This is a genomic window from Parabacteroides sp. 52 (assembly GCF_010500925.1).
In the GTDB taxonomy this organism is placed as follows: Bacteria; Bacteroidota; Bacteroidia; order Bacteroidales; family Tannerellaceae; genus QVMG01.
In genome coordinates this window covers 140,835-154,430 of the sequence record NZ_QVMG01000002.1, presented here as the reverse complement: position 1 = coordinate 154,430, position 13,596 = coordinate 140,835, and the positions used below count along the sequence as shown (strand labels likewise).

The 13,596-nt window shown below is 42.5% G+C and carries 11 protein-coding genes; 2 read left to right on the top strand and 9 right to left on the bottom strand.

Annotation, left to right across the window (positions count from 1 at the left end; genetic code table 11):
- Positions 1–57: 57 nt before the first annotated feature.
- From rlmN to D0T51_RS03030, 9 genes are all read right to left on the bottom strand, one after another.
- The gene (rlmN, locus tag D0T51_RS03070; protein WP_163725005.1) at positions 58–1,089 is read right to left on the bottom strand and encodes a 23S rRNA (adenine(2503)-C(2))-methyltransferase RlmN; all 1,032 of its coding nucleotides are present in this window, start codon (positions 1,087–1,089) and stop codon (positions 58–60) included.
- A 253-nt stretch (positions 1,090–1,342) separates the two neighbouring features.
- Positions 1,343–3,481: a peptidylprolyl isomerase gene (locus D0T51_RS03065; protein ID WP_163725002.1), complete on the bottom strand. Its 2,139-nt coding sequence runs from the start codon at positions 3,479–3,481 to the stop codon at positions 1,343–1,345.
- Between the two features lie 96 nt (positions 3,482–3,577).
- Complete coding sequence (locus tag D0T51_RS03060) at positions 3,578–4,843, bottom strand: hemolysin family protein (RefSeq protein ID WP_163725000.1); 1,266 nt, start codon at positions 4,841–4,843, stop codon at positions 3,578–3,580.
- Positions 4,840–5,556 carry an LPS export ABC transporter periplasmic protein LptC gene (lptC, locus tag D0T51_RS03055; protein WP_163724997.1) on the bottom strand — a complete coding sequence of 239 codons (717 nt, stop codon included), beginning with the start codon at positions 5,554–5,556 and terminating at the stop codon, positions 4,840–4,842. The genes D0T51_RS03060 and lptC overlap by 4 nt, the downstream gene beginning before the upstream one ends.
- A gap of 1 nt (position 5,557) precedes the next feature.
- Positions 5,558–6,922, bottom strand: a complete 1,365-nt coding sequence (locus D0T51_RS03050; RefSeq protein ID WP_163724994.1) for a lipopolysaccharide assembly protein LapB — start codon at positions 6,920–6,922, stop codon at positions 5,558–5,560.
- Positions 6,923–6,949: 27 nt separating this feature from the next.
- A complete protein-coding gene (locus D0T51_RS03045) occupies positions 6,950–8,254 on the bottom strand; it encodes a hypothetical protein (protein ID WP_163724991.1) in 1,305 nt (434 codons plus the stop codon).
- Positions 8,238–8,969, bottom strand: coding sequence for a type III pantothenate kinase (locus D0T51_RS03040; RefSeq protein WP_163724989.1), 732 nt, complete (start codon positions 8,967–8,969; stop codon positions 8,238–8,240). The genes D0T51_RS03045 and D0T51_RS03040 overlap by 17 nt, the downstream gene beginning before the upstream one ends.
- A gap of 60 nt (positions 8,970–9,029) precedes the next feature.
- Positions 9,030–9,932 (bottom strand): tRNA (adenosine(37)-N6)-dimethylallyltransferase MiaA, encoded by a 903-nt coding sequence (gene miaA / locus D0T51_RS03035; RefSeq protein WP_163724985.1) that lies wholly within the window; start codon positions 9,930–9,932, stop codon positions 9,030–9,032.
- Positions 9,932–10,492: a hypothetical protein gene (locus D0T51_RS03030; protein ID WP_163724983.1), complete on the bottom strand. Its 561-nt coding sequence runs from the start codon at positions 10,490–10,492 to the stop codon at positions 9,932–9,934. Before D0T51_RS03030 ends, miaA begins: the two co-directional genes overlap by 1 nt.
- Positions 10,493–10,802: 310 nt before the next feature.
- Between D0T51_RS03030 and D0T51_RS03025 the strand changes: the two genes are divergently transcribed.
- Both D0T51_RS03025 and D0T51_RS03020 read left to right on the top strand, forming a co-directional pair.
- The gene (locus D0T51_RS03025; protein WP_163724980.1) at positions 10,803–11,993 is read left to right on the top strand and encodes a DUF4105 domain-containing protein; all 1,191 of its coding nucleotides are present in this window, start codon (positions 10,803–10,805) and stop codon (positions 11,991–11,993) included.
- Positions 11,990–13,576 carry an alkaline phosphatase family protein gene (locus D0T51_RS03020; protein WP_163724977.1) on the top strand — a complete coding sequence of 529 codons (1,587 nt, stop codon included), beginning with the start codon at positions 11,990–11,992 and terminating at the stop codon, positions 13,574–13,576. The genes D0T51_RS03025 and D0T51_RS03020 overlap by 4 nt, the downstream gene beginning before the upstream one ends.
- Positions 13,577–13,596 lie beyond the last annotated feature (20 nt).

Sequence of the window (13,596 nt, the reverse complement as noted above, 5' to 3'; positions counted from 1 at the left end):
ATCGCTTTGTTTTTATTTTTTGACAAATATACTTCTTTTTGCCGAACTATTCGTAATCTACTCTTTTTGATTTGTTTTGGCCGTAGACAGCATACCACAGGCTGCCAGGATATCCTCTCCCCGGGATGCACGGATAGTACAGAGCAAGCCATTGGCATTCAGTTTATCCCGAAACAACTCCAATTGTTCATTATCCGAACTCTTCAGATGCACACCCGGTATCGCATGGAAACGGATCAGATTGACACGACAAGGAATAGAGCCCAATAAACGAATCAACGCCTCGGCATGTTTCATACTATCATTCAATCCTTTAAAGACGATATACTCGAATGAGACACGCCGTTGATGCGAAAAGTCATACTGACGGATCAAGTCAAGCACTTCTTCCGCCGGAAAAGCCTTCTCCACAGGCATAAGCGAAAAACGTTCCGCCGAAAAAGGAGAATGCAGACTTACCGCTAAATGACAATCGCTTTCCTCCAAAAAACGTTTAAGCCCTTTCAATATACCAATCGTAGAGACAGTGATTCGTTTCGGACTCCAGGCATATCCATAGGAGGCTGTGAGAATCTCCAACACCTTCAATAACTCATCCGTATTATCCAAAGGTTCCCCCATGCCCATAAAAACCAAATTCGTCAGTGATTCCGACTCCGGCAAAGACTGTATCTGATTCAGTATCTCATTGGCTGTAAGGTTCGCCGTGAATCCCTGCTTTCCTGTCATACAAAAAAGACAATTCATCTTACACCCTATCTGCGAAGAGACACACAGAGTGGCACGATCTTCGGTTGGAATATAAACAGATTCCACATATTGTTTATCTCCTACCGCATAAAGGTATTTTATTGTCCCATCCATTGAGACCATCGACTCTACCGGAGGGAAAGCTCCCACTTCATAGGCCTCCTCCAAGAGGGCGCGTTTGGCAACTGCTATATTTGTCATTGCCGCAATCTCTGTCACCTTCTTCTTATACAACCAGTCTGCAATCTGTTTGGCTGCATAAACCGGAAGAGATACTTCTGCAACTACCTCTTTCAGTTCTTCCAGGGTCATACCTAATAAACGCTTCTTTTCCTTCATCTATTTATTCAAGTCAGTATAGGATACAAAGATAATGAAAGCTGAGTGCAGAGCCAAACTTGTTTGAGTTATGCCGAAGCGCATCTTATCTTATGAAAAGATAATGAAAGCTGAGTGCAGAGCCAAACCTGTTTTGAGCTATGCCGAAGCACATCTTATCTTATGAAAGAGAATGAACGCCGTATGCAGAATAAAAAAAGCTGTCATACAAATGATATGACAGCTTCTGTTTTTTATTTTTCTATCTATATGATTAATAGAAACGGATACGGTTATCTACAATCTCAGAGTTATTGATTAATGATTGTACAGCTTGATATCCATAACGATAAGAGTTAGAAGAATTTATCAAACTAACCTGTTCTTCTTCGTTATATGTTTTTTCTTCCGGATTTCTTTCTACAGCTTCGAATACATAAACCGCCTCATTACCTATCACTGGTTGACTCAATTGATTCAACGGAGCAACAGACGCTAATGCGTTCAATTTAGGTTCCAGACCTATACCCGAGATACGACTTGTTCCAAAGTTCAAGAAGTTTACTGTCTGAATGCTGCTATTCATTGCTTGACCATAAGCTTCCAAAGAAGTCAGATTTTGCGCTTTCAGATCGTTCACGATTTTTTCGCCTTTCTTCACCTTTTTCAATTCTTTTTCTAATTGAGGGGTCATATAAGCCAGCGAACGATAACCTTCCGGAACTGTTCCTTGTACGGCTATGGCAACAAATTTATCATCACATTCAAAGATTTCAGAAACAATACCTTTTTTGCTCTGTTGGAATGCCCAACGGATCACCTGACGAGAACGAGGTATACCTACTAAAGTTTCTTCACTCTTATTCACTGTTATATCCTTCATCAGATTATAACCGGCAGTCTGAGCGTTTTCATCAAACTTCTCTATTGTATTATTTACAGAGATGTAATGATTCAACTCATTATACAAATCACTATATGTTTTTGAACTTGGCGACACAGTCATTTCAATATTTGCCACCTTGTACTTTTTCACGTTAGCAGTCTTTTCAGTCACTTTCACAATCACTGTACCATACATGGTCTTCAACGACTTGACTTCATTTACAGAAGCACCAAATACTGCATCTTTAAATTCTTCATTCAACCAACCTAAAGCAGACACTTCTGTCATCCATCCTACTTCACCTCCGTTTTGAGCCATCTGATCCATTGAATGTTTACGAGCCACTTCTGCAAAGTCAGCACCTTTTTTCAACACATCCATCAAACTGTCCACCAAAGCGACTGTTTGTGCTTCTGTTTGTGCAGCAACCATGATCTGGCTTACTTTCACAGAATCCGGAGCAGTGATCTTATCGACCAACTTAAACATTCTGTATTTGTTGTCAGCAAAAAGAGGACCGTTCACCTCACCTACTTCAGCAGTAGTGATAAACTGTTTGACATCCGCATCAAATGCATTCTCTGAAGAATAAGCATTGATGAAAGGAATTTCCGAATATTCATTCACCAGTTCAGCCACATTAGAAGATGTTGTAAATTCTTCTTTCAGACCTTCAATCTCTGTTTGGGCTTTCGCAAAATCATCTGCACTGGGAACAACATCCACAGCAATATAATTGATTACTTTTCCTTCTGCCTGTTTGTAGTTTTGTTTGCGCTGATTATACAGTTTTTCTACATCGCTCTTACTTACCTGTACCAATGAATCAGGTATAGTAGCATAGTTCTGTACAACATATCTGAAATTGGTTGACTCTGCCGTTTCATCAAATTCAGCTTTGGCATCCAAGACGTTGGCAGATACAGCTTTTGTCAACAAAGCAGTATATTTTTCTTCCAAACGTTGTTGTTTAATGCTTCTTTCCCAAAACAACCAGAAACGACGCATCTGTTCCAACTGAGCTTGTTGCTCGGGTGAATAAGATGCCGTATTGTCATCGCCTATCCTTTTCAGGAAATTCAACAAAGCGGTTTTGTCAAACCGTCCTGTTTGCTGATTCACAAACATAGGCATTTGTTGAATCACCGGAGATATATTTTCTCCCTGAACCATGTCAAACAATTCGTCGGAACTAACTGTCAGTCCCAACAGTTCAGCTTTCTCACCCAATACAATTTCTCTTGTCATCGATTGAAATACCGATTGACGAATTTGCGTCATTACTTCTTCTTGCACATTCGAGTTGCCCGTTTGCATTTTATACACATCCAGCATCTCCTCTATTCGGGCCTGATAGTCCTGAATAGAAATGTTTTCTCCATTAACAGACGCAATCTTTTCCTGAGTTTGTCTGAAGTAAGTAGACCCGGAGTTCAAAAAGTCTCCGATGATAAAAGCAAACAAAGCGACCCCTACTACAATAATTAACAGTCCTGCTTTGCTTCTAATTTTTTCCAGCGTTGCCATTTATCCTTTTATTTATTTTTTAATATTTATATTCTACTTTTTAAGGGTGCGAAGATACAAAAAAAAGGATTTATTACATCATTTATCCTGATTTTTTTATAAATCAAGCACTTTCATACGAACCAATTCTATTTTTGTGGCTGTGACCTTGATTATTTTAAACGCATACTTATCGACATCGATTGTTTCATTCAGTTTAGGAAACTTCTGATAAGCATGTAAAATATAGCCGGCAATGGTCACATAATCATCCGATTCAGGCAGGTCGAGCTGAAACATCTCATTCAAAGTATCGATCTCTATTCTTCCTGAAAGAAGGTATTCATCTTCCGCCACCTTCTTGGCCACATACGACTTCGTATCATGCTCATCTTCTATTTCCCCGAAAATTTCCTCGACAATATCCTCCAGGGTGACAATACCGGTAGTACCTCCAAACTCATCGACGACAACCGCCAGGCTTTTTTTATCCTTCATCAATACCTTCATCAACTTATTGGCAGCCATTGTCTCCGGCACAATAGATACGGCATTTATGCTTTGCGTCCAATCCTCGGGATGTTTAAATAATTCCGAAGAATGGATATACCCTACGATATCATCTATATTATCTTTAAAGACAACGATTTTCGAAAGTCCTGTTTCAATAAACTTCGCCCGCAACTCATCCAATGTCGCCTCCATATCACAAGCAACGATCTCCGTCCGAGGCACAACACATTCGCGCAAGCGGACATTCGTAAAATCCAATGCATTCTGAAAAATCTTAACTTCCGTATCTACGGATGTATGCAGGGGGGCATCTTCGATACTCTCCTGTATAAAATAATCCAGATCGATCTTACCCAGAATCCGGTTAACCGACGTATGCAAATTCTTTACCCCGCCTATTTTCAAAATAACATAAGAGAGGAAAGAGGCAAACTTGGAGACCGGATACAAAACCACATAGACGATCAATAAGGGTATGGCAAACATAGTCAAAGAGAAGTTCGGGTTTAATCGGAAAATGGTTTTGGGTATAAATTCACCGAAAAACAAAATCAACAGGGTAGAGAGTATAGTTTGAATCAATACGATCAGCCCTTCTTTGCCGACACCTACCAACTCTGCAATGACCGGTTCCAACAAGATAGCCATTTGCAGGCCATACATAACCAAAGCGATATTATTCCCAACCAACATCGTTGAGATAAACTGGCTGGGGTTTCGATAAAACAACTCCAGTATCTTTGAAGAGAAGGTTCTTCTTTCTTTGTCCAGTTCAAAACGCAACTTATTCGAAGAGACAAAAGCAATCTCCATGCCCGAAAAGAAAGCGGAGAAGGCTAATGATATAAGTATATAGATTAATAGATTCACTCTGATAACATTTTAATGGATTCTACTTCCTTCTCTTGCACGGCCACAGGCCTGCTCCGCAGAGGAGGAGTAAACACAGGCCGTTCAGCCCCTTCTTGTACACGCCGGGTGGAATCCGAATGCGTGGATTCTTTTATCGGAATACTGATTTGCGGATGTATAATCCGGAACTTACTTATATTTTCGTTCGACTCGAAGCCGACGCCCGTCAGGATACGATCCGTGCGGGTGATACGTATATAGGCATCCGAATAAAACCGCCCCGCCTTCTGGTCCCAATACAACAAAGAGGTTTCAAAACGTTCCCCTTCCATATTCATCAGTTCCACATTGCCTACCAATTTCCACAGATCTTTCTTCAGCCAACGGTAAACCGTATCTGCCTGGGCACTGGCCTCTACCTGAAGCAAAGTATCAAAACGTTCTATATATAATTTCTCCGGGAAATACCAATAAGGCTCCTTGGCTTTATCAAACATCAAGACCTCCTTGGAGACAATACGATACCGCGTATACCCTCCCGAATCCGAAATAAACGAAACGACATCCGTGGTTTGCATCGTAAAGGTTGAGTCCGGATTAAAAGCGACCTCCACCACCTCCTTCTTTTCTTTTGCACAGGAGGTGAAAAATAAAAGAAGCATAACAACTATCGGGTGGATAGTTGTTATGCCTGTATGTTTCGTTTTACATTGAAAACGTATGTTTAACATATTATCTGATCGTTGTACGCTCGTTTATCCAGCCACCTACAGTAAATGATTTGCCTTTTTCCAGGTCCGGATGCATAAATACATCTTCTGTACTGGGCAGGTGTGCACGGTATGTTCCGATTAATTTATTTGCTTCTTCTGCAACAGAAGGATCAACTTGTTTCGCTCTCTCAAATTTATCTATAACAGCATTGAAAGAAGCTTTATACAATACAGCATCATTCGGATAAACCGATTTCGCTGTAGCTGCATACATATTACCAATCAAGATATAAGCTTTTCCATAAGCCGGATTCTGTTCCAGGGCTTTATTGGCATATTGTCTGGCGCGAGAATAATTATTTTGTTCATACATCAATAAAGCGATCATATAAAAATCATCTGCTTTAGAGTTTGCATCCGTATCCAGACTGGCTGCTTCTTCTATATATTTCACTGCCGTTTCATAGTCTTTGTCCCGAATGGCTTGTTTACCCAAACCGATAGCCGACTCCGGAGTCGGATTGTTCTGGTGCAGGTAACGCGAAGCAGCATAATACACCTCTATATCATTGCAACCTACTCTTCTTAACAAAGTAAGTGTTTCTTTCAGGAAGCCCATATCTGCTTTATTCTGTTCTACCTTATCGGCATACAATCCTTGCAATGTTTCACAATCAGCAGCTCCACTACCGGCAAAACCACCTTCAATCGCGGTCTTGAAGCCTGTCAGTGTCTCTATGTCTTTGGTATTATTAGCCACTTTGGCTGCAGCCAATTGTGTTTCCAAGATAGAAGAAATACGCAAGAAGTCTTCTACATATTGTTCTTTTGTATTCGGATCTTCCATCACCATACGGTGCGCAGCAAGCATATAAAGAGAGATAGCCAATGATTCCGTATCATTACCGTATTCGTCGATAATCTCTTTCAACCATCCATACACTAATTTAGCATCAAAGCTTTCTCCTTTTTGCTGAATATAATCTTGTGCTTTACGAGACACAATCCAGTCTTTACCATAACGTTTGTCGTTTCCGAAATATTTAACACGTTGATCGTAAACGGCCATCAACTTATCAATCAATTCTTCTTTCTTCGCCGGATCTTTTTCATTGGCTATTTCCCAACCTACAATACGTACGCCGTACAAATAAATATCTTTGTTTGCTGCCGGACATTCGTCATAGGCTTGTTTCCAGAACTCATACGCATCTTTATAATTCCCTGCTTTGGCATAAGGCAGATACAAACTGAGGTTACGGATACAGCGTACGCTATCCTCTCCGGATCCATACTGTGTTCCATTATCCACACCTTTCTGTGCATACCCTCCGATTACTCCCATGGAGAATACGAGGGTCATTAAAAATACCTTGATTTTCATATCGATTTAATTTTAAGTTGTTCGTTTTTAATCCACTTTTTGCTTTAAGAACCATAACTCGTTAAAAGTGTAATTGATGGCAAACCGCAGATATTGCTCATCAATCATCGTCCGTATGGCCGGGCTTACCTTTACATATTCAATCGAGAGGTTTATGTACGAACGGTTGTCGTGCAACTGCATCCCCATCTTGATCGGTAAACCGAAACCTACACTTACGCCATATTCATCATAGCCATATTTCTTGGATACACCTCCTTCTTTCATATTTACATTCACATATGAATTGCCATAATGAGCTCCGGCGCGGTACTTGATATTCTGTAGGTACTTACGACTGGTTTGATTCGGTATATATTCCACCCCTGCTGCTACGCGGAAACGGTTATCAAAATTACTTTTTTTATCAAAGAAATAAGCCTTTTCCCATGCTTCATACATCACATCGGCTCCGATTGTCAGTTTGTTATCTTTTACAAATGAGGCACCCAAGCCAAAAGAACTCGGTAAATCAAAACGTTGATTAGAGATCGTATCCGTTGTCGTTGTACCCGCACTCGAAGAGGATCCCAGGTGAAAGATATCATACGACTTGGTATGCAACTTTTTCGCCGGCGAATATACGGCTCCGAAAACCAAACGATTCGTTCTACTTAACGGATGTGTATATTGTATACCAAAGTCCATTTTCATATCACGAACTTCAATACGTTGTTTCCTGTACGAATTGTCCGCTTCTGCGTCTGCGCTGTAAAAAACCGCATTTTGCTCATGGTCTATATTTCCGAACAGATACCCTATATTGGCACCTACTGAAAGACGCTTCTTCCATATATCTATAGACAAGCCTGCATACAATTCGTTTAATCCACCTGTTCCCACAAATGTTTCCGAATAGGGTTGATCGCCTTCGTCTTTGTATCCTCCGAACTCATACCCCACAAAAGAATAGGGCAATAAGCCCACACTCATGGCAATACGTTTGTGTAAAGGAAACTGCATAGCCATATATTCCACATTCCCATTCGTATAACGCTGCTTATTCGTGCCGTCATCATACCAGGACATCTGCGCCTGCGCACCGAAATCAAAGAGAAAAGTCAATGAATCCATGCTTGTATATGAAGCCGGGTTCATTGGATTTATTTGCTTAGATGATCTCAATCCATACCCTATTCCTCCCATGGCACGGCCTGCAGCAAAAGAACGATTCGCTAACTCTCCATAACCAAATCGAGAATAAGGCGAATTGGTATTATTTTGTGCCCATACTGATAATTGTGCAACAATAAGAATACTTATTATTACTACTCCCCTATTCATTTTCAACATTATACTCTAAGATTCTATTTAATCCTGTCAACACTAAATTAATGTTTGCAAAGATGCGGTTTTTTAGGCGTCTTTCAAAATAAAACGAATGACCGCCTGTTAAAAAAACGAAAACATCCGGATATTTCTGCCGTAAAGCATTGATATATCCATCCATTTCAAAGACAATTCCATGCACCACTCCCGCCTGTATAGCCCCCACGGTATGGGTCGCTATAAACGGTATTTCTTCTTGTTCCGATACCAAAGGTAGTTTATCTGTGTACTGATGCAACGCCTTGAATCGTGTACCCATACCCGGGGAAATATTCCCACCCACAAAAAGCCCGGACGCTTCTATCAATTCATAGGTGATAGCCGTGCCCGCATCAATCACCAACAGATCTTGCCGGGGACGTAAATAGTTGGCTCCCACGGCAGCGGCCAAACGGTCCCGCCCCAAGGTGGCCGGTGTATCATATCCTACGCGGATCGGCACAGGCACTGTTTCATCCAAAAGAATAAAGGGGTGCAGATTTTCCTGCAGAAAAGCGATCATCTCCTTATCGAGTGTTACGACAGAAGACAGTATTCCCTGGGTCAAATCATATTGCTCTAATAAGGGAAATAGCGTAGAACGATTAAACTCCTTGTACACAAAAGAGGCTTCCAGTACTCCTTTATCATACACACCTACTTTAGTTGACGTATTTCCTTGTTCTATTATCAGATTCACTTATCTGTGAAATTTTTTTCGCAAAGGAATATAAATTTAATGAAATACACAAGCCCCTCCCTATACAAACAGACTCTTGTCCAGGCAGGCCAGAATCTCTTTTTCCTGATCGGGATGAAACCACTGAACATCCGCATCCCGCTTAAACCAGGTCATTTGCTTGCGGGCATACACACGGGAGTTGCGTTTGATCTTCTCGACGGCAAAATCCAATGTCCATTCCCCATCAAAATAGGCAAAAAGCTCCTTATAGCCCACCGTGTTCAATGCGTTCAGATGCCTCAGGGGATATACCTTGCGGGCTTCTTCCAACAAACCTTCGGCCATCATCTGATCGACCCGGAGATTGATACGGTGACACAACTCCTCGCGCTCGCGGGTCAAGCCGATTTTCAGGATACGAAAAGCACGTTCTTTGGCTGTATGGGTACGAAAAGAAGAATAAGGACGACCTGTCATCCGGCAGATTTCCACTGCATGGATTACTCGTTTATAATTATGCGGATCCACTTCTTCCGCATGAACAGGATCCAACCGCCTGAGTTCTTCCAGGATAGGACCCAAGCCTTCGTTTTCAAACTGGGTATAAAGGGCATGGCGTATTTCGGGGGTTACGGTCGGAATATCATCAATGCCTTTACAGACGGCATCTATATACATCATGGATCCCCCCGTCATCACCACGGATGGATGAGTGGCATATAACTTTGGCAATAAATCGATCACTTCTTCTTCGAATTGACTGGCACTGTAATAGTCGGTCAAAGAGAGCGTGCCTATCATAAAATGTTTTACCCGCTCCAACTGCTCCTGCGTCGGGGCAGCCGTTCCTATCGGTATCTCCCGGTAAAGCTGACGGGAATCAGAAGAAATAATCGGACAAGCCAGATGTTCTGCTATACGTAAACTCAACTCTGTTTTACCAACACCTGTCGGCCCAAGCAGAACCACCAACGTATTCATCAGAAACGGTCTTCTCCGAATATATCATCGGCTGCACCACCATCCAGACCTTCGAAACCGGCCTCGTCCAATTCGTCGATATCAAACTCTGAGTCTCCATAGAACTCTTCACCGACTGTCGGCACAGGCTGTTTCACTTCGAACTCATCGAAAGCCATTACCTGAGCAGGAGCCTCCCCTATCGATTTGCTGACAAGCGGCTCTTTCAAATCCTGCCCCGGAACGATTTCGCGTAATTCCATAAAAAACGCCCGTTCGGTCATATAATCAAAAACAAATAATAGTTTTTGATGCTCATCTTCCAACAATTCTTCCAGACGGGTATCTTCCATTATATAACTGTCTACCTCGGAAGAGGTATCCATTTCCATCAATGTGATCTCAGTCTTCTTACTCCAATCGTCATCGCACACAAAGAATGAGGTCATCTGATCTTTGGTATAACCCACTGAATCCAAGAGGGTATCATGCAGATCCAAAAAACTGGCTTCTGCATCTATTTTAATCTCACGCTTAAAGTCATCTACTTCGTCTGACAAAATAAGAAATCGGAATATCATAATCTTAGTTCATTTTTAGGGTTCAAAAATAGTAAAAATATCAATCACAGCATAGAGAAGACCTAAAATCTACTGAAAGATGAAATATATTGCCCGGAAAAAAAAGAAAAACAAAGCGAATATTCTGTTGCCGATGCGCATCAGCAATATTGACGATGCTGTTCAGCAATATTGACGAACATGTTCAGCAATGTTGCCGATGCGCATCGGCAACAGAATTGTGCCTGGGTAAGAATCGACAAGAAGCCTTTACAGATGTATGTTCTGCTTATTATTATTGTTACCTTTGTAGCTTCTAAGAAAACAAAAAATGACAAAGAAGATATTTTTAGCATGTATAAGCGTCTGTTTACTCCTGCAGGCACATGCTCAACGGATCTTGAGCAAAGAGGCCACGATCAGTGTCCTGACAAGCGCTCCCTACGAAGGACAGGTGTTTACCGTATACGGACATGTCGCTTTGCGGTTGACCGACCCGACACATCATTTTGATAAGGTATTCAACTTTGGCTTGTTCGACGACTCCAAACCCAACTTCATCTACCATTTCGCCAAAGGGGAAACCGATTATATGTTGGGGGCGCATGATTATCTGAGTTACATCGTCGAATACCAGATGAGAGGCAGCGACATCACCGAGCAGGTATTAGACCTGACCTACGAAGAGGTCAGTCTGATCTGGATGAACTTAATCCAAAACGCGCAACCGGAGAACCGGGTGTACCGATACAATTTCTTTTTCGACAATTGCGCCACACGTATACCTTTACTCTTGGAAAACAACGTCAACGGCAACATCCTCTATAACGATCCCCCTCCTACCCGCACCTTCCGGGACATGATCGATGAATGCACCCGCAACCATCCGTGGCTCACCTTCGGCTGCGCCCTGGCATTGGGCAGCCCGACCGACCGCATGGCAACCCCGCACGAGATGATGTTTTTACCTTTTTACCTGAAAGAAGCATTCAGTAAAGCGACCATTCAGACATTTGGCGATACAGAACGCCCTTTGGTCAAAGAAACACATATCATCAAAGCGGCAGAGACTGAAATAGAACCGGATATACTCGACACCTTATTCACGCCCCTGGTTTGCGGCTGGATCCTTTTCTTTGTCATCGCCGCCCTGACTTATCTGGGGGCACGCAAGAAAAGAGCCTTTTTAGGCATAGACATTGTCTTATTTGCGGCGGCCGGCTTAGGGGGTATTGTCCTTTTCTTTTTGTGTTTCCAGTCCGAACATCCGTCTATCTGGCCCAATTGGTCCTTGATATGGTTACACCCTTTACACCTGATCGGACTTATTTTATTTTGTGTAAAAAGAGGAAAGAAGGCCGCATATTGCTATCATTTTATTAACTTTGCGGCGCTTTCATGTATGCTGATGGGTTGGCATTTCATACCACAGCAGATGAATGCAGCCTTCATACCGCTTGTAGCCACGCTTTGGCTACGTTCCGGATATGGGCTATACAGGTATAAACGACATTTCGAATGAGAAAAATATTATCGTCACTGATCGTCCTTTTGGCAGTCACCAACCTGGAAGCACAACAAGCTCCCAAGTTAGTGGTATGCATTACGGTGGATCAATTGCGAGGGGATTATATTGAATATTTCTACCAAACCTTTGGGGAACGGGGCTTCAAACGTTTAATGAACGAAGGCCTTGTTTACAATAACATCCGTTTCGAATTTTCAAACATTGACCAGGCCAGTGCATTCGCCACCCTTTTTACCGGCTCCAATCCGGCCTTCCACGGCATACATAACGACAAAGTATATGATTTCGAGAAAGAACGAGCCGTCTCTATCTTAAACGACCCGGAATTCTTAGGAAATTATACGAAAGAGAACTATTCTCCCAAAGCGTTGATAGGTTCGACCATAGGAGACGAATTGAAAATAGCCTCCAAAGGACGCAGCGATGTGTACGCCATTGCACCGGATGCGGAAAGTGCCATACTTTCTGCCGGACATGCAGCGAACGGAGCGTTCTGGATGGATGATTACAATGGTAAATGGGCGACCACGACCTATTATAAAGGAATCCCCTGGTACCTGGATAAATACAATAACGGAGTCGAAGCCTTGCCTTCCCGGTTGGAGACGATGACATGGACACCCTCTCTACCACTCGACCGTTACCATGCATTTCCCTACGTACAGGACGAGGTGCCTTTCAAATATACATTCAATACCAAGCAAGCCAATCCGTATCTGCACTTAAAAACATCTCCTTTTATAAATAAGGAGATCAACCGCTTGGCCAAACAATTCCTGGAATATGCGGCATTCGGCACACGTTCTTGTCCGGATATGCTCGCGTTGACCTATTACGCCGGTAACTACCGGGGCCTGATGCATAAGGAATACAACCGGGAGATTCAGGATACCTATTACCAATTGGATAAGGACATCGAAGAATTATTGGATGTAATCGATAAAAAGGTCGGCCTGAACCGCACACTGATTGTGTTCACCGGCAGCGGTTATTTCCGCAGCGAAGAAGAATATCCGGAGGGAATGCTATTGGGCGGAGGCGAATTTCACCCCAAACGTTGCATCGCACTGCTCAACATGTATTTGATGGCCGTATACGGACAGGAGAATAATTGGGTGAAGGGATATTACAACAACCAGATATACCTGAACCGTAAAGCCATTGAAAACGCTAAATTAAATCTTACCGAAATACAAGATAAAGCGGCTGAATTCATCCAGGAATTCAGTGGGGTACAATTGGTCACGACCGATCATGCCCTGCTGCATGGAGACTGGAACGAAGGCACCGCCAAATTCCGTCACGGCACCCATCACCTGGGACGTGGCGATCTGATCATCGAACTGCAACCAGGCTGGAAGATCAACTTTGACGATGCCAAAGAAAAAGTCAAAGTGATCCGGAACAATGCCGTTATGACCCCACTCATCTTTATGGGGAATGGCATTCAGCCTAAACATATTTACCGCGAAGTAAAAGCGACAGAAGTAGCCCCTTCCGTAACACATATATTACGGATAAGGCCACCGAATGCGTCAAACAGCGTTCCGCTGTTTGAATTGACAATTGACAAGTAACAATTGACAATTCGGAAAGC

Bases quoted from the DNA above. Each gene is read 5' to 3' on its own strand.
- D0T51_RS03065 (WP_163725002.1), bottom strand. From the start codon at position 3,481: ATGGCAACGCTGGAAAAAATTAGAAGCAAAGCAGGACTGTTAATTATT.
- D0T51_RS03050 (WP_163724994.1), bottom strand. From the start codon at position 6,922: ATGAAAATCAAGGTATTTTTAATGACCCTCGTATTCTCCATGGGAGTA.
- D0T51_RS03020 (WP_163724977.1), top strand. From the start codon at position 11,990: ATGAGAAAAATATTATCGTCACTGATCGTCCTTTTGGCAGTCACCAAC.
- D0T51_RS03030 (WP_163724983.1), bottom strand. From the start codon at position 10,492: ATGATATTCCGATTTCTTATTTTGTCAGACGAAGTAGATGACTTTAAG.
- D0T51_RS03025 (WP_163724980.1), top strand. From the start codon at position 10,803: ATGACAAAGAAGATATTTTTAGCATGTATAAGCGTCTGTTTACTCCTG.
- lptC (WP_163724997.1), bottom strand. From the start codon at position 5,556: ATGTTAAACATACGTTTTCAATGTAAAACGAAACATACAGGCATAACA.
- miaA (WP_163724985.1), bottom strand. From the start codon at position 9,932: ATGAATACGTTGGTGGTTCTGCTTGGGCCGACAGGTGTTGGTAAAACA.
- rlmN (WP_163725005.1), bottom strand. From the start codon at position 1,089: ATGAAGGAAAAGAAGCGTTTATTAGGTATGACCCTGGAAGAACTGAAA.
- D0T51_RS03045 (WP_163724991.1), bottom strand. From the start codon at position 8,254: ATGTTGAAAATGAATAGGGGAGTAGTAATAATAAGTATTCTTATTGTT.